Genomic DNA, 15,896 nt, shown 5'->3' with positions numbered 1-15,896 from the left:
TCATGGAATTTACGTATCAATATACCGGACAAGGGCAGCAAGTCAAATATTTTTTGAAGGAACAAGGAGTATCCAAAGGTCTGCTAGCGAAAATAAAATTTCAAGGCGGAAAGATATTTGTGAACGACCACGAGCAAAACGTCTTGTTTTCTTTGGCGCAAAATGATAGGGTAACTATTGTAATTCCTCCTGAAGGGGAACATGAAACGATGCTGGCTGATCCGACACCTATTGAGATTGTGTATGAAGATGCCCATCTGTTAATCGTGAATAAGCCGGCTGGCATCTCATCGATTCCTGCGCAATATCATCCGACTGGCACGATGGCCAATCGAGTCAAGGCCTACTATCAAGCGCAACACTATGAAGATCAAGTGATCCATGTAGTGACTCGCTTAGACCGTGACACATCAGGATTGATGCTTTTTGCAAAACACGGCTTTGCCCATGCGAAGCTGGATAGCCAGTTACGGAAGAAGCAAGTTGTTAAAAAATATCAAGCCCTCGTTGTGGGAGATCTTTCCGCATTATCCGCCCATAGCGAGATCGATTTGCCTATCGCTAGGGACCTGACCTCGCTTTTGAAACGCAAGGTCAGTGAAGAAGGAAAAGAGGCACGTACGGAGTATTGGCTAAAACAGCGCAATTCAGATTGCGCATTAGTCGACATTCAACTACACACAGGCCGGACACATCAAATAAGGGTCCATTTTTCTGCAATCGGTTGTCCCTTACTAGGAGACGAGATGTATGGGGGACCAATGGCTTTTGGGATCAGACGACAGGCACTTCATTGCTGTCAGCTGCAATTCCAGCATCCCTTTACGAATGAACCGTTGGCTTTTGAACTGCCTTTACCTGCAGACATGGCCGCTGTTTGTTCAGCTATCGATAAGCAATAACAAATGAGGTGAAGAGATTGGATGAAAATCAAGAATTAACCGAACGATTTGATCAACTGAATCAAGCACTAAAAGACAATGATATCCAGGGATTTCGTGAGGCATTCTTGGATCTGCATATCTACGAGCAGGGTCAATTCTACCAATCTCTAGAAGCAGACGATCGACAAATCGTCTATACGTATCTATCGCCGAAAGAATTGGCAGACATGTTTGACGTCATTGAAGAAGACGATGAAAACATGGTGGACTATCTTTCAGAAATGCGGCCGGCATATGCTGCAACGATGTTAGCAGAGATGTATACCGATAATGCTGTCGATCTACTGAATACATTGGACAAGAAACAAACGGCCAAATATTTGAGTCTGATGACTGCTGAAGCCGCTAGCGAGATCAAAGAACTATTGCATTATGAAGATGAAACAGCTGGATCATTGATGACAACCGAGTTTGTTTCCATTGTTGCCAACCAAACGGTTCGTTCAGCGATGTATGTCTTAAAAAATGCCGCAGATGTTGCTGAGACGATTTATTATATTTACGTCGTGGATACCGACAACAAACTTGTGGGCGTTATTTCTTTAAGAGACTTGATCATCAATGATGAAGATACCATGATTGCTGATATTTTGAACGAGCGGGTGATGTCGGTTCATGTTGGAGATGACCAAGAGGATGTCGCTCAGACCTTCCGGGATTATGACTTTCTCGCATTGCCAGTCACCGATTATGACGATCACCTATTAGGGATCGTGACCGTCGATGATATCATCGACGTTATCGATGATGAAGCAGCCAGTGATTACTCGGGTTTGGCAGGGGTCAATGTAGAAGAAGTCAGTGAAAACCCGATCAAAGCTTCTTCGAGAAGGTTACCTTGGCTCATCACCTTACTCTTTCTCGGAATGGCAACCGCCAGTTTAATCAGCCATTATGAAGAGTTAGTTAGTGAAGCAAGTATTCTCGCCGTCTTTATCTCACTGATCACCGGAACTGCCGGCAATGCCGGTACCCAATCTTTAGCGGTAGCCGTACGCCGCTTGGCGATCAATGATGATAAAGAAAATAGCTTTATGAAAACAGTGGTCGGTGAGGTGCTTACAGGACTTTTCACAGGAGCTATTACCGGATTGACGATTTTTGCTATTGTGGCTGTCTGGAAACAAAATCCGATTCTAGGGTTTGTGATCGGGATGGCTATGATGTGTGCCATCACAGTAGCCAACTTAGCGGGAAGTTTGATTCCGATGCTAATGGATAAGCTTGGGTTTGATCCGGCAGTGGCGAGCGGTCCGTTTATTACGACCCTCAGTGATTTGACCAGTGTTTTGATCTATTTCAATATTGCCAGTCTTTTTATGAACTATTTTATTCAATGAATAAAAAATAAAAGCAAGCCGATGATTTTTCTTCGAGTGAAGAATCATTGGCTTGCTTTTTAATTTTTTGGTTTTGGCAACACCCCAGAAGGAGAGACGCCATAAAGTTTTTTAAAAGACTTGCTAAAGTGATAGGCATCTTGATAGCCAACTGCAGAGGCGACTTCCTTGATCGTGAGGTTGTCATTTTTTAGCATGTCTTTGGCACGTTTTAGGCGGATTTCTATCAAATAGTTAATGGGGCTGACCCCTGTCGCTTCTTTAAAAATCTTGGAAAGGTACGTCGGACTGAGAAATTGATCTTGTGCCAGTTTTTCCAAGGTGATTTCTTCTTTATAATGATTTTCCAAATAATAGACGGTATAGTTGACGATTTGTTGTTGTCTTCTTTGGCTTTTGGAAAGGTAAGGAACGACATTGATGTGGTCTTCATTTAGTCCGCGTAAAATATAGACGAGCATCTCCATCAAGACAGCTTTTTGCATCAACTGAAACTCATCCCGCTCTTCACTGCTTTCTCGCACCAACTGCCACGCTTTTTCCAAAACTTGATGATGGTATTTGCCTAATTCTAACAATGGGTGTTTGTTGGGGAAAAAATTTCGCTTGAATCCTTCCAAGGAAATATTCTTCAGTCCAATATGCAACTGGTGGGAGCGAGTGCCTTTAGGCTGTAATTCGCAGTGGTCGACACCAGGATTAAAAAGCATGACACTGCCAGCACGAATTTTCTTCGCTGGTTCTTTTTCAAAATAATACGTACTTTCTCCTTCTAACAAGACGCTGATTTCTAAAAAGTCATGATGATGCATTTCTCCATGACTTTCTGCTTGCGTCCATGGGTCAAAGAGATAGATGATTTCGGGATTGAAGGTCCGAGGGTTAACTAAATTCATGGCTGATTCACTCCAATTGGGTGCCCATCTCCGATAAAAAAAGGGAATGGTGCTTCTTACTAATATTTTACATCAAAATGAGTAAGAAAAACCATTCAAATCGCTTTTCAAAACGCTAAGCTTAACAACGAGAGGGGGAATTAGATGAGTAATACACAATGGATCTGGCGCTATGCCAAAAAGAACCGCGGAAAAATCATATTGGCGATCCTGTTTTTAGTGATCAATGCAGCGCTGATCATTGTTAATCCGTACTTGGGAGGAATGGTGATCGATGATGTCATCAATCAGCAAAAAACGCACTTATTGATTCCATTACTGTTGATCATGATCGCAACGACCGTCATTCGCACCATTGTCCGCTATAGTTATCAAATTTTATTTGAACGGGTCGGACAAAATACGCTATACGATTTACGGGAAGACTTGTATCAGAAACTGCAGGAATTGGATTTTGACTTTTTCAATCACACTCGTGTGGGAGATATTATGGCACGAATGACCGGGGATACCGATGCTATTCGCCACTTTGTTTCTTGGGTGACCTATAATATCGCTGAATGTATCTTATGGTTCTTTTCAGCGGTGGTTGTGATGAGCTTTATTGATTGGAAATTGATGCTGGCACTGGTGGCTGTCACACCGATCATTTTTCTGTTGACCAACCGCATGTCTAAAAAAGCACACCCACTGTTTTTTGACATTCGTGAGAGCTTTTCGCGCTTGAATTCAATGGTAGAAGAAAATATTGGCGGCAATCGGGTGGTGAAAGCTTTTGCTCGTGAAAATTTTGAGATCGAAAAATTTCGCTCCTACAACGAAGATTTTAAGACCCGCAACATGGCATCTGCCAAAGTTTCCCGCACTTATCTGCCCTGGCTTGATGGCTTAGCAGGAAGTTTGTCAGTCATTGCCTTAGTCTTAGGCGGAATTTTCGTAATCAATGGGGACATGACCTTAGGAGATCTTGTTGCGTTTAATGGCTATCTATGGATGTTGAACAACCCCATGCGTATGAGCGGCTGGTTGATCAACGATGTTCAGCGATTTTCTGCGGCCTGTATCAAAATTCGACAAATGCTGGCACAAGAATCGAAAATACCGGTTCACCAACAAGAAAAATTAGAACCGATCAAAGGATTTGTGGAATTTAAAGATGTTTCGTTCCACTTTTCAGATGATCCAGAGCAAAATGTACTGGAAAACATCAACTTCACCATCGGGCCAGGACAAACGTTAGGGATTTTAGGCGAAACCGGCTCAGGAAAAACGACCTTGGTGAATTTAGTCGGACGTTTTTATGACCCGACTGAAGGGGAAGTATTGATTGATGGAAAAAATGCCAAAGAGTATCCTGTGCGCCAAATGCGGGAAAACATTTCAATGGTGATGCAAGATGTCTTCTTGTTTTCTAATACCATCTCTGACAATATTGCCTTTGGAAATCCTTTAGCAGATGAAGGCTTTATTCGCCAAATGGCGGTAGTCGCCGATGCAGATACCTTTATTTCTCGAATGCCTCAAGGCTACGAGACGATTGTCGGTGAACGAGGCGTCGGACTTTCTGGCGGACAAAAACAACGGATCTCTCTTGCGCGGGCCTTAGCCAAAGATCCATCGATCTTGATTTTGGATGACACGACGTCTGCCGTCGATATGGAGACAGAATCGAAGATCCAACAAGAGCTGACAAAATTAACAGGAGAGAAAACGACGTTCATCATTGCCCATCGGATCTCCTCTGTTCGAGAAGCCGATCAGATTTTGATGATGGAAAAAGGTCGGGTCGTTGAACAAGGCACCCACGAAGAACTCGTCAAACTGCGAGGAAAATACTATGAAGTGTATCAAAAACAATTAGGCTTGTCAGGAGGTGAAGACGATGGCGAGAAATAAATTTGATGTCGATGAGGAATTAGACCAGGAATTTAGCTGGAAGGATTTCAAGCGTTTGTCCCAATACGTCGTACCGTATAAAAAAAGTATTGGAAAAGTACTATTTACGATCATCCTGGCAAACTTAGCAGGAATGCTGGCGCCCGTTTTCACGAAGATCGCCATCGACTCATCGATTCCTGAAAAAAATGTCAATCAATTGCTGCTTTTAGGAGCTGCCTTTTTAGTGACCTTGATCGTTATTGGCGTCTGCATGCGTTATCGTATTTACCATATCACGAATATTGGGCAAGATGTTTTGAAGGATATGCGCTTTGATATTTTTGAACATCTGCAGCGGCTGCCGTTTTCTTATTTTGATACAAGGCCCCATGGCAAGATCTTGATCCGCATCGTAAACTACATCAATACACTGAGTGACCTGTTGAGTAATGGCCTGATCAATTTGATTTCCGATGTTTTCAACGTCATCATCACCTTGATCTTTATGTTTGCGATCGACTTCAAATTGACCCTATATTCCCTTGCGTTGCTGCCAATTTTGTTCATCATGGTGATGGTAATCAAAAATAACCAGCGCAAAGCCTATCAGGAGTTGAGTAATAAACAGTCCAATTTAAATGCTTACATTCATGAAAGTATTGCCGGCATCAAGATTACCCAATCCTTCGCACGGGAAGAAGAAAATGCAGAGATTTTCCAAGAAGTCAGCAATGATTATCGGACTTCCTGGATGAAAGCTGTCAAAATTCAGTTTCTCATGTGGCCTGGGGTGCAAAACATTTCAGTCATTACGACTTGCTTGATTTATTTTGTCGGCATTCGCCAAATCGGTGTCGATGTCAGCACAGGTACGTTGATCGCTTTTATCAGTTATATCAATAATTTTTGGAATCCAGTCATCAATATCGGGAATTTTTATAATTCTTTGATTACAGCAACAGCCTATCTTGAACGGATTTTTGAAACGATGGATGAAGTGCCAGATATCGAAGACAAACCAGATGCAAAAGTATTGCCGACGATGAAAGGAACCGTTGATTTTGAACACGTGACCTTCCGATACGAAGAAGGCAAAAACATTCTTTCTGATGTCAACTTCCACATCGAACCCGGGGAAAGCATTGCCTTGGTTGGCCCTACTGGTGCTGGGAAAACCACGATCATCAATTTGCTGAGCCGCTTTTATGATGTCAATGAAGGCAGTGTTAAAGTAGATGGGATGGACGTTCGTGACGTGACGCTGGAATCGCTGCGTTCACAAATGGGGGTCATGCTGCAAGATACCTTTATTTTCTCAGGAACGATTATAGAGAATATTCGCTATGGAAAATTAGATGCGACAGAAGAAGAGATCATCGAAGCAGCGAAAATCGTCCGTGCTCACGACTTTATCACGGAGTTGAAAGACGGCTATCAAACCGTCGTCGAAGAACGAGGAAGCACTTTATCTTCAGGGCAACGGCAACTGATTTCCTTTGCCCGAGCGTTGTTGGCTGATCCAAAAATTTTGATCTTAGATGAAGCGACCTCAAGTATCGATACGAAGACAGAAGAATTGCTGCAAGAAGGATTGTTGAAGCTGTTAGAAGGCAGAACCTCTTTTATCATTGCTCACCGGCTGTCCACGATCAAAAATTCTGATCGAATCTTTTACGTGGCAGGGGGCACGATCGCTGAATCGGGTAACCATGATCAGCTAATGGCACAAAAAGGCTTGTACCACCATTTGTATCAATCACAATACGACTTACTGCAAGCCATCTAAAAAGAATCCCCACAAACGATGCGTTCTCATCGTTTGTGGGGATTTCTTTGCGTGATTCTTTTGTGTCACGCAAGCTCAATCATTAAAGTCGACGATTCTGGTTCCATGAACTTCTTTTACACCTAATGTATCAGCAACTTGTTGGGCATTTTCAAAGGAAATGCCACCGCCAGGTAAAATCGTTAAACGCTCACCAGCATAGGCGATCAATTCTTTCAGATGATCGAAGTTGTCTTCAATCGGAGTCCCTGCAGCACCACCATGGGTCAAAATCCGCTGTACGCCATGCTCAGCTAACCAATCGATCGCTTTAAATTGGCGCGCTGCAGGAATCGCGTCGAAGGCCATGTGAAAAGTAACCTGCAAGCCTTCTGCGGTTTCTAACAATAGCTCCAATGCTTCTTCGTCTAACCAGCCGCTAGGAGTTAAGCAACCTAGAACAACGCCGTCTGTTCCTAATTTTTTTGCTTCGATCAAGTCGGTATGCATGATTTTCAATTCTGTATCATTGTAAACAAAATCACCGCCCCGAGGTCGAATGATCGTCATAACGGGTATTCCTTTTTCGCCAGCATATTGCAGGACTTCTTCTTGCACGCCGGTACTTGGTGTTGTTCCGCCGACTGCTAAATTATCACAGAGTTCGATGCGTTGGGCACCTCGGGCGATTGCTAAGGGAATATTGGTATAATTTTCTGCACAAAATTCTTTTAACATGATTTACCTCCAATAGATGGGTGTTCAATTGATTTGTTATTCTATCCACTAGCATTCTACCACAAGAATATGCTAAAGTAGAGCAGAGATGAGGGAAGTTGAATGTTAAAAAAAATCGATCGCGGGCGCCTTTTTTTAAACGCCCATTATCACTTATTTGAATGTCCGTTGTGCCGCCAAGCATTTTTCCCGACCGAAAATGGCTTGGTTTGTCCAAATCGTCATCGATTTGACTTATCAAAGAAAGGCACACTTTTCTTTTTGGATCATCAAGTTAAAGCAGATTATGATCAAGCACTGTTTTTGCCGCGTCAACGTATGATCGCTAGCGGCATGTATGCACCAGTCCTTGAGACCATCAAAGCAGCTTTGGGGGATGCTGAGTATCTTTTAGATGTCGGTTGCGGTGAAGGCAGTTTCCTTGCACAGATGGTCAATGAAAAGACCCAAGCGGCTGTCGGTTTTGATATAGCCAAAGACGGGGTCTATCTAGCTACCAATCAAAACGTACCCGCTTTTTGGTGTGTGGCGGATCTGACTAAGTTACCGTTTGCTGAAGCGAGCTTTGATACGATTTTCAATCTGTTTTCACCGTCAAATTACGGGGAGTTCAACCGCATTCTAAAAAAGGGTGGCCAGTTGATCAAAGTCGTCCCAGCAGCGGATTATTTAAAAGAACTACGAGCCGCTTTTTATCCTGATGACGAAACAAAACAGCAGTATTCGAATGAACGGGTCGTTAGCAAATTTTTTGAACACTATCCCACCGCATCCCGTCAAAGAGTAACGCATGTTTTTGCGATTCCTGAAGAAAATCGGCAAGATTTACTTGCCATGTCGCCGTTAGAGTGGGGGGCTTCGGAGGAAAGGAAAGAAAAGCTGCGTCAAACCCCTTTGGCACAGATAACTGTTGATGTTGAGGTGTTGATTGCGAAAATTTCCTGAAAATATTTTGAACTTTTTTGTTATTTACTCTTGCAATCATGCCATGGGAGTGATATATTGTTCTCAAGTCATTTTTCATTGGTTTTTATCAGGTTCCTGTTCTGATAAAAGTTAGTGAAAAGAGCTTCACTAACGTAACGACTCGCAGTGATCGACACCGAGTTGGTACGTTTTTTTTTATGCCCAAAATTCAACTTAAAAAATGTCTTTTTCAAAAAACAAGCGTGCCAAAATATGGTACTATAGAAGTTATTGAAGAAGCTATTGAGAATCAATTGTAAAACGCAAGATACAGAGACACAAATCAATGCGAGAACCGATCGGCAATATCCGATCGAAAGGAGTTTTTATCTATGAATCACATCGTTCTTTTTGAACCTCAGATCCCGGCCAATACGGGGAACATTGCACGTACTTGTGCAGCAACAAATACTCATTTACACTTAATAGAGCCACTAGGCTTTTCAACGGATGACAAGCAATTGAAGCGGGCAGGACTTGATTATTGGCATGATGTCAATATCACCTATCACAAAGATTTGGCTACTTTTATGGACTTTTTAGGAGAGCGTCCGTTGTACCTGATCTCGAAATTTGCCAATCGCGTGTATTCTGACGTCGATTATACCGCGGATGATGATCAGTTCTTTATTTTTGGGAAAGAAACGACGGGGCTTCCGGAAAGCTTTATGCGTGAGCATGCCGAAAAATGCCTACGCATTCCGATGAATGATGAGCATGTTCGTTCCCTAAATCTATCAAATACGGCTGCTTTGATCATTTATGAAGTTTTGCGGCAGCAAGGCTTCCCACAGCTGGAATTGACACACCATTATGAGAACGACAAACTAGATTAAGAAACGAGGCTTGTTCGATGCAATTATACTTTACCCGTCACGGAAAAACAGAGTGGAACCAAGCGCGCCGCTTTCAAGGGATGCTAGGGGATTCACCGTTATTGCCGGAAAGTCATGAAGAGATCAAACTGCTCGGTGATCATCTGGCTGCTATTCCTTTTGAGAAGATTTATTCAAGCACGTCTTTACGAGCAAAAGTAACTGCCCAAGAGATCCAAACAAGGCTCCATCACCCTGTTGAAATTATTTATAATGAGAACCTGCGTGAGATCGGACTTGGTGAATTAGAAGGACGTTCTATCGATGAAATGCATGAGAAGTATCCTCAACAATTGACTGATCTGCGTAATCATCTTGATCGCTACGATCCCAGTGCCTTTAAGGGAGAGCCGATCCAAGAAACATTGAGCCGGATCGAGACCGTCGTCATGGATGCGGTGATGCAGCATGAAGGCCCATTATTGTTCGTCGGTCATGGGGCATCCTTTACGGCTGCTATCCAGTGGCTTGCAGGCAAACCATTAGCCGAATTAAGAGAGCAAGGTGGATTAGTCAATAACAGCGTTAGCTTATTAGAGACGAATGAACAAAAAGTATTGCCTTTTGAACTAAAAGTTTGGAATGAAGCAAGCTTTTTAAGCAATCAGGCAGGATTAGACGCTTTATTGTAAACCATGAAAGGAGCGGCACCATGATTCCAGAAAGAACGTTTTTTGTCGGCCATGTTGCCGCCATCTTTTTCCAGAATCCCAGCAATTTTTATAAAGTACTATTAGTTAAAGTCACTGAGAATAATGCCGACTACAAAGACTCGGAGATCGTCGTTACTGGTAGTTTCGGCGAAATCCAAGAAGAGGAAAAGTATCGGTTTTTTGGTGAGCTGGTCAATCATCCCAAGTATGGCGTCCAGTTGAAGGCCGAAAGCTACCAACAAGAACAACCGACCTCTGAACAAGGGTTGATCGCCTACCTTTCTGGAGAAAAATTTCCTGGGATCGGCAAGAAGACCGCTGAAAAAATCGTTGATCTTTTAGGAGAAGAAGCGATCGACCGGATGCTGGAAGAACCGGCATTGTTGGAGCAGATTCCAGGGTTAAATGAAAGTAAGCAAAAAATGATTTTAGATACCGTTCGGCAAAACCATGGGATGGATCAAGTAATCGTTGGCTTGAGTCGCTATGGCTTTGGTAGCCAGCTATCTTTTGCTATCTATCAAGCCTACAAAAATGAGGCGCTATCCATTATTGAGGAGAATCCATATCAGCTGGTGGAAGACATTGAAGGCATTGGCTTTAAACGCGCAGATGGCATCGCTGAACAGCTGGGGATCGAAGCTTCGTCACCGCAACGGTTTCGAGCGGCGGTCTTGCATCAAATCTTCGCCCAGTCCTTGCAGACGGGCAATACCTTTATCCACGCCCAAGATTTGTTAGAGCAGACACTGCGCCTATTAGAAACGAGCCGCCCCATTGAGATTGCGCCTGACGATTTGGCATCAACGATCATTCATCTAGTGGAAGAAGGAAAGATCCAACAAGAAGAAACCCGTTTATATGAAAATAGTTTGTACTTTTCTGAATGGGGAATTGCCAGTTCCATCGAACGCTTGCTTTCCCGCAAAAAAGAAATCGTCTATCCTGAGAAAAAAATCAGTAAAACGTTACGTAAAATAGAAAAGCACTTAGGCATCACCTATGGTTCCTCGCAAGAAGAAGCGATCAAAGAAGCAATCCGATCGCCATTGTTTATTTTGACAGGTGGCCCAGGTACTGGGAAAACAACAGTGATCAATGGGATCGTACAATTATTTGCTGAGTTGAACGATTTGGACTTAGAACCATCAAAATACAGCGACGAAACCTTTCCGATTCTCTTGGCAGCACCGACTGGTCGAGCCGCCAAACGGATGAACGAAACGACTGGTTTGCCAAGTGGTACGATCCATCGTTTGTTAGGATTGAATGGCCGTGAAAAAGCACCATCGATTAGTCCCAAAGAGTTAGAAGGCGGTTTACTGATCGTCGATGAGATGTCAATGGTCGATACGTGGTTGGCGAATACGCTCTTTAAGTCGATCCCTACAAACATGCAAGTGATTTTTGTGGGGGATAAAGATCAGCTTCCTTCTGTGGGACCAGGACAAGTCCTTCATGATTTGCTAGCGATCGATGCGATCCCGAAACAAGAATTGACGGAAATCTATCGTCAAGGAGATGGATCAAGTATTATTCCACTGGCCCACGCCATCAAAAACGGGCAGCTGCCTGCTGATTTTACACAAAACCAAAAAGATCGTTCTTTCTTTGCTTGTGATGCGTACAAGATCGAACCGTTGATCGCTCAGATCGTGAAACGGGCGAAAGACAAAGGTTATACGCCGCAAGATATTCAAGTGTTGGCGCCGATGTATCGTGGGGCAGCTGGGATCGATGCTCTGAATAAAATGATGCAAGAGATTTTTAACCCCAACGATGGAACCAAAAAAGAGGTCACCTTCAATGATACGGTGTATCGTATCGGCGATAAGGTCTTGCAGTTGGTAAACTCTCCTGAAGATAACGTGTTTAATGGCGATATGGGCCAAATCGTTGGGATCACTCTAGCCAAACAGTCGGAAGACAAGGTTGACGAACTGGTCATTCAATTTGATGCCAATGAAGTGACCTATAAGCGTAATGAATGGAACAAGATCACATTATCCTACTGTTGTTCGATCCATAAATCCCAAGGTAGTGAATTTCAAATGGTTATTTTGCCGATGGTTCATCAATACCAGCGTATGCTGCAGCGCAATTTGCTATATACCGCTGTGACTCGCAGCAAAGAGATGCTGATTTTACTTGGTGAACCGCAAGCCTACCAAACCTGTGTCAGTCACGAATCTGCCACTCGCTTAACGACATTAAAAGAACGTATCAATGGCACGGAAGAAATGACGCCGCTGCAACGGGCGAAATTGGCTCAGTTTGAGGAAGCCGATGATCCGTTTTATAATGATTCCTCTGAGAACACGAAGGCAAAAATGGTAGCTTCGAAGCCAAAGGAAAATCCCAGCACTGAAGCTGCTGCTAACCAGCAAGCGACAGAAAAGTCACCAGATAGTGGGTTGGACTTGTTTGCTTTTGCCGAGCCTGAGCCGTCGGCACCAAATCAGACAGAAACGGCCAAGCCTCTGTCAGGGGATAAGGTCCTAAGTGAAGGGACTACGGGGGAAGAAGCACTCATCGAAGAAACGCAAAACGATGGTGTGCTGACCTTAACGATGGTCAAAAAGCATTTAGTAGATCCAATGATTGGGATGAAGGACTGTTCTCCGTACGACTTTATGCCCGTAAAAAACGAGGGATTATAACGATGAGAAAATGCTAAAAATGGGTTGTTAGTGAGCGCTTTCTTTTGGTTTTTCAGCTTCTTATGCTAAGCTGAAATCAAAAGGAGGCGTTACATTATGGCGAAAGAAACCGAAGACAAATTAGCAAAACTCGCAAAAGAATCTGGCAACGACTTTAAGAAATTGGATGAGATGGAAAAAGAATTTAAATTAGATGAAAGCCCTGATGCAGAACGAGGCGAACGGGAAGAATCAGGATTAGAAAAAACGTTAGATAAGGCGCCGATTTTCCCGCCTAACACACCAAATAACCCAACGAATCCTGGCAGTCCTGGAAATCCATGATTTTATACCAAGAAGAAACCAACTGTTGAATAATCGAATAGAAAGAAACCTGAAGAATGCAAAGGCGCATTTCTTCAGGTTTTTTGTGTCTAACGAGACTCACTGTAAATGCTGATAAAAATAGATTGCTAATTGCGTGCGATCCCGTAACCCCAGCTTTTCTAGTAATTGGCTGATGTAATTACGAACGGTTCCATCACTCAAATACAAGGCATCGGCGATTTCTTTATTGTTTTTACCCGCTGCTACTTCTTTGATGATCGCAAATTCACGTTCGCTAAAGGAAGCTTGATTGTCAATTGATGGTTCGTTCTTCATTAGCTGTGTGAAGGTCTCAACGATTTCATTCCCAAAGACAACTTGGCCATTATAAGAGGCTTTGACAGAAGGGATGATTGCCTGTAAATTCTGTTTGATCAAATAACCTTTCACACCGATGGAAAAGGCTTCTCGAATGTATTCTTCATCTTTGAAGGTAGTCAATAGCAAAAGGATCGCGTGGGGAAATTTAGCCAGTATTTCTTTGGCAGCATCGATCCCAGTTTGTTCCGGCATGCGGATGTCCGTCAGCAAAACGTCAGGACGATGAGTTTCATAGAGGTCAATGGCGTCTTTGGCACAATGACCGATGCCTAATACACGAATTTCTTCTGTGCTTTCTAAAATGGTTTGCAACGAGGTCGTCACAAACGGATCATCGTCAATAATAACTACAGTAATCATTGGTGTTCCTCCTTTGGTAAAATGATCGTCAACTGAAAGCGTTGGTTTTCTTGTAAGATATGAACTTGTCCTTGTTGTTCTTGGACCCGTTGACGCATCGTTTTCAGACCGATTCCAGTTTTAGCAATTTGAGATCCGCGGACCCCATCATTGGTGATTTGCAAGCGGAAAAAAGCAGGCAGTGTCCGAAAATGCAAGACAACGGTTTTGGCATGACTGTGTTTGATGCTGTTGGTCAAGGCTTCTTTGATCACCATTAAGAAACAATTTTGCTGGGCTTCGTTCAATCCTTCAAATAAGGTTCCTTCAATCGTGACTGAAGATGGAAAATCAGCAATCAGAAACTCTAAGGACTGTTGGAAAGTAATCGATGTCTCATGGAGATCATGAACGCTTTGGCGGATACGATCCATCCCAGTGTGAACCGTAGCACTCAAATTTGCTAAGGGCTCATTCAGTTTTGGTTCTTGATTGATCATTTCAAGTGCGCCAATCTGCAAAATGGCACTCGACAGCAGATGGCCAACATTGTCATGGATATCTCGCGCGATTCGATTTCGTTCTTCGGCAATTTGTAAGGCCAATTTTGTTTCTTGTGATAAGGCTAGTACTTTGTTTTGCTGCGATAATTGCTGCTGTTTTTCCCAATGAGTATCTTTTGAAGCGATGTACTTTTTCTCAAGAGCAGACATTCGCTGTTCTTTTTTACGTAAGTAAAAAGCAAAAAGCAACAAAAGGATGACAAAGGCGATCTTGGAGGGGGATTGATTGCCAACTGTCGCGATCAATAAAAATCCTAATAAAGATAGAATGTCATCTTTTCTTTCTTCAGGAGCGATCACCCGCATCATTGCAGGCAGAAAGAGGGCAAGCTCTGGCCAAAAAGTACATAGAAGCAATAGAATAACTTGAAAAAACCAGCTTGCTTTCCTAGGCAATAAATAACTGACACCAGTGAAGAAAATAGCGATCAGCAAAAAAATGACTTGTACGGCAACAAATCCTTGATTTACCAATAGAAGCAACGAGATTGCGAGTAGAAAGCCAGCTTCGCTGAGTAGTCGAGATTTGGACATGGCAGACTCCTTCATTGTGACAAATGTCATAGTTGATTTGGTCAATCGTCACTAGTTTCTTTTCTTAAACTTTATTATAGTCAGATTAACAAGAAATTTGGAAGGAGTTTTTCATCATGATTATTGAAATTGATAAATTAGTTAAACGCTATGGTGATTTTGTGGCATTGAATCATTTTGATCTGCAAGTACAAGAAGGGGAAGTTTTAGGATTATTGGGACCAAACGGTAGTGGGAAATCGACTGCTATCAATTGTATGCTCTCTTTGCTAAATTATGACAAAGGCACCATTAAACTGTTTGGATCAACCATGACCCCTGAAAACTATGCCGTTAAAGCAATGATCGGCGTCGTTCCTCAAGATGTTGCCGTCTTTGAAGAACTAAGTGTACAAGAAAATATCGATTATTTTTGTGGTTTATATGTTGCTGACAAAGAGAAACGGCAAGCATTGATCGAAGAAGTCATACAATTAGTGGGATTGGAAAATTTCGTGACTTTCCATCCAGGTGAGCTGAGTGGTGGCTTGAAACGACGGTTGAATATTGCCTGTGGGATCGCTCATAAGCCACGCTTGATTTTTTTAGATGAACCAACAGTCGCCGTCGATCCCCAAAGTCGTAATAAAATTTTGGAAAGCATCAAAGAGCTGAATCGCCAAGGAGCAACGATCGTTTATACGACCCATTACATGGAAGAAGTGGAAATTCTTTGTGACCAGATCGTGATTATGGATCAGGGACAGGTGATTGCCAAAGGGACCAAGGAATCTCTGAAAGACATGGTACGCACGGCAGATCGTTTGACCATCGACATCCCCTTACTGCCAGACCATGTATTGGCTACAATTCAAACCACCATTACTGCTGACGGGATCGTTTATAAAGAGGGACAGCTCCAAGTAACAACGACGGAACTCAATACGGTCTTGCTCCCCATTTTGACGCTCTTACAAGCAGAGAAAATCAGTTACGGAAAAATTGCAACCAAAGAAGCGACCTTAAATGATGTCTTTTTAGAGATCACGGGCAAGGAATTGAGAGACTAAAGGAGGGGA

Annotated in this window: 14 protein-coding genes; 10 read left to right on the top strand and 4 right to left on the bottom strand. The window is 42.9% G+C overall.

The genetic code is table 11. The annotated features are described in order from the left end of the window. The first annotated feature begins 2 nt into the window (after positions 1–2). Both IGI88_RS00370 and mgtE read left to right on the top strand, forming a co-directional pair. Positions 3–902, top strand: a complete 900-nt coding sequence (locus IGI88_RS00370; protein ID WP_429960084.1) for an RluA family pseudouridine synthase — start codon at positions 3–5, stop codon at positions 900–902. Between the two features lie 17 nt (positions 903–919). After that, a complete protein-coding gene (mgtE, locus tag IGI88_RS00365) occupies positions 920–2,284 on the top strand; it encodes a magnesium transporter (RefSeq protein WP_005229714.1) in 1,365 nt (454 codons plus the stop codon). 59 nt (positions 2,285–2,343) lie between these two features. Here mgtE and IGI88_RS00360 read toward each other — a convergent pair whose 3' ends face one another. After that, positions 2,344–3,180, bottom strand: a complete 837-nt coding sequence (locus tag IGI88_RS00360) for an AraC family transcriptional regulator (RefSeq protein WP_005236722.1) — start codon at positions 3,178–3,180, stop codon at positions 2,344–2,346. A gap of 144 nt (positions 3,181–3,324) precedes the next feature. On the opposite strand from IGI88_RS00360, the gene IGI88_RS00355 reads away from it, so the two are divergent. Then, entirely contained in the window at positions 3,325–5,076 is a 1,752-nt protein-coding gene (locus tag IGI88_RS00355) for an ABC transporter ATP-binding protein (protein WP_429960083.1), read from the top strand. Beyond that, complete coding sequence (locus IGI88_RS00350; protein WP_429960082.1) at positions 5,063–6,844, top strand: ABC transporter ATP-binding protein; 1,782 nt, start codon at positions 5,063–5,065, stop codon at positions 6,842–6,844. The genes IGI88_RS00355 and IGI88_RS00350 overlap by 14 nt, the downstream gene beginning before the upstream one ends. A gap of 75 nt (positions 6,845–6,919) precedes the next feature. Here the strand turns inward: IGI88_RS00350 and IGI88_RS00345 are convergent, their stop codons facing one another. Next, positions 6,920–7,561, bottom strand: coding sequence for a copper homeostasis protein CutC (locus IGI88_RS00345; RefSeq protein ID WP_086332246.1), 642 nt, complete (start codon positions 7,559–7,561; stop codon positions 6,920–6,922). A gap of 102 nt (positions 7,562–7,663) precedes the next feature. Here IGI88_RS00345 and IGI88_RS00340 point away from each other — a divergent pair, with 102 nt between their 5' ends. From IGI88_RS00340 to IGI88_RS00320, 5 genes are all read left to right on the top strand, one after another. Next, entirely contained in the window at positions 7,664–8,506 is an 843-nt protein-coding gene (locus tag IGI88_RS00340; protein ID WP_016613256.1) for a methyltransferase domain-containing protein, read from the top strand. 353 nt (positions 8,507–8,859) lie between these two features. Beyond that, entirely contained in the window at positions 8,860–9,363 is a 504-nt protein-coding gene (trmL, locus tag IGI88_RS00335) for a tRNA (uridine(34)/cytosine(34)/5-carboxymethylaminomethyluridine(34)-2'-O)-methyltransferase TrmL (RefSeq protein ID WP_008379765.1), read from the top strand. A 17-nt stretch (positions 9,364–9,380) separates the two neighbouring features. Beyond that, entirely contained in the window at positions 9,381–10,034 is a 654-nt protein-coding gene (locus IGI88_RS00330) for a histidine phosphatase family protein (protein ID WP_016621323.1), read from the top strand. Positions 10,035–10,054: 20 nt separating this feature from the next. Further along, on the top strand, positions 10,055–12,715 hold the full coding sequence (gene recD2, locus IGI88_RS00325) for an SF1B family DNA helicase RecD2 (RefSeq protein ID WP_061053976.1): 2,661 nt from the start codon (positions 10,055–10,057) through the stop codon (positions 12,713–12,715). Positions 12,716–12,811: 96 nt separating this feature from the next. Further along, the gene (locus IGI88_RS00320) at positions 12,812–13,039 is read left to right on the top strand and encodes a hypothetical protein (protein ID WP_005236708.1); all 228 of its coding nucleotides are present in this window, start codon (positions 12,812–12,814) and stop codon (positions 13,037–13,039) included. A 99-nt stretch (positions 13,040–13,138) separates the two neighbouring features. Here IGI88_RS00320 and IGI88_RS00315 read toward each other — a convergent pair whose 3' ends face one another. Next, positions 13,139–13,762 (bottom strand): response regulator transcription factor, encoded by a 624-nt coding sequence (locus tag IGI88_RS00315; protein ID WP_008379771.1) that lies wholly within the window; start codon positions 13,760–13,762, stop codon positions 13,139–13,141. After that, positions 13,759–14,868 carry a sensor histidine kinase gene (locus IGI88_RS00310; RefSeq protein WP_005236702.1) on the bottom strand — a complete coding sequence of 370 codons (1,110 nt, stop codon included), beginning with the start codon at positions 14,866–14,868 and terminating at the stop codon, positions 13,759–13,761. Before IGI88_RS00310 ends, IGI88_RS00315 begins: the two co-directional genes overlap by 4 nt. An 86-nt stretch (positions 14,869–14,954) precedes the next feature. Here IGI88_RS00310 and IGI88_RS00305 point away from each other — a divergent pair, with 86 nt between their 5' ends. Next, positions 14,955–15,887 (top strand): ABC transporter ATP-binding protein, encoded by a 933-nt coding sequence (locus IGI88_RS00305; protein ID WP_005236700.1) that lies wholly within the window; start codon positions 14,955–14,957, stop codon positions 15,885–15,887. Positions 15,888–15,896: the final 9 nt, after the last annotated feature.

It is taken from the genome of Enterococcus sp. AZ179 (assembly GCF_050498885.1).
In the GTDB taxonomy this organism is placed as follows: domain Bacteria; phylum Bacillota; class Bacilli; order Lactobacillales; family Enterococcaceae; genus Enterococcus_D; species Enterococcus_D entomosocium.
The sequence above is the reverse complement of the archived record's forward strand: the minus strand, read 5'-3'. Positions and strand labels throughout refer to the sequence as shown.

Coding starts and splice junctions, on each gene's coding strand:
- IGI88_RS00370 (WP_429960084.1), top strand. CDS start 3: ATGGAATTTACGTATCAATATACCGGACAAGGGCAGCAAGTCAAATAT.
- IGI88_RS00360 (WP_005236722.1), bottom strand. CDS start 3,180: ATGAATTTAGTTAACCCTCGGACCTTCAATCCCGAAATCATCTATCTC.
- IGI88_RS00355 (WP_429960083.1), top strand. CDS start 3,325: ATGAGTAATACACAATGGATCTGGCGCTATGCCAAAAAGAACCGCGGA.
- IGI88_RS00350 (WP_429960082.1), top strand. CDS start 5,063: ATGGCGAGAAATAAATTTGATGTCGATGAGGAATTAGACCAGGAATTT.
- IGI88_RS00345 (WP_086332246.1), bottom strand. CDS start 7,561: ATGTTAAAAGAATTTTGTGCAGAAAATTATACCAATATTCCCTTAGCA.
- IGI88_RS00340 (WP_016613256.1), top strand. CDS start 7,664: ATGTTAAAAAAAATCGATCGCGGGCGCCTTTTTTTAAACGCCCATTAT.
- trmL (WP_008379765.1), top strand. CDS start 8,860: ATGAATCACATCGTTCTTTTTGAACCTCAGATCCCGGCCAATACGGGG.
- IGI88_RS00330 (WP_016621323.1), top strand. CDS start 9,381: ATGCAATTATACTTTACCCGTCACGGAAAAACAGAGTGGAACCAAGCG.
- recD2 (WP_061053976.1), top strand. CDS start 10,055: ATGATTCCAGAAAGAACGTTTTTTGTCGGCCATGTTGCCGCCATCTTT.
- IGI88_RS00320 (WP_005236708.1), top strand. CDS start 12,812: ATGGCGAAAGAAACCGAAGACAAATTAGCAAAACTCGCAAAAGAATCT.
- IGI88_RS00315 (WP_008379771.1), bottom strand. CDS start 13,762: ATGATTACTGTAGTTATTATTGACGATGATCCGTTTGTGACGACCTCG.
- IGI88_RS00310 (WP_005236702.1), bottom strand. CDS start 14,868: ATGACATTTGTCACAATGAAGGAGTCTGCCATGTCCAAATCTCGACTA.
- IGI88_RS00305 (WP_005236700.1), top strand. CDS start 14,955: ATGATTATTGAAATTGATAAATTAGTTAAACGCTATGGTGATTTTGTG.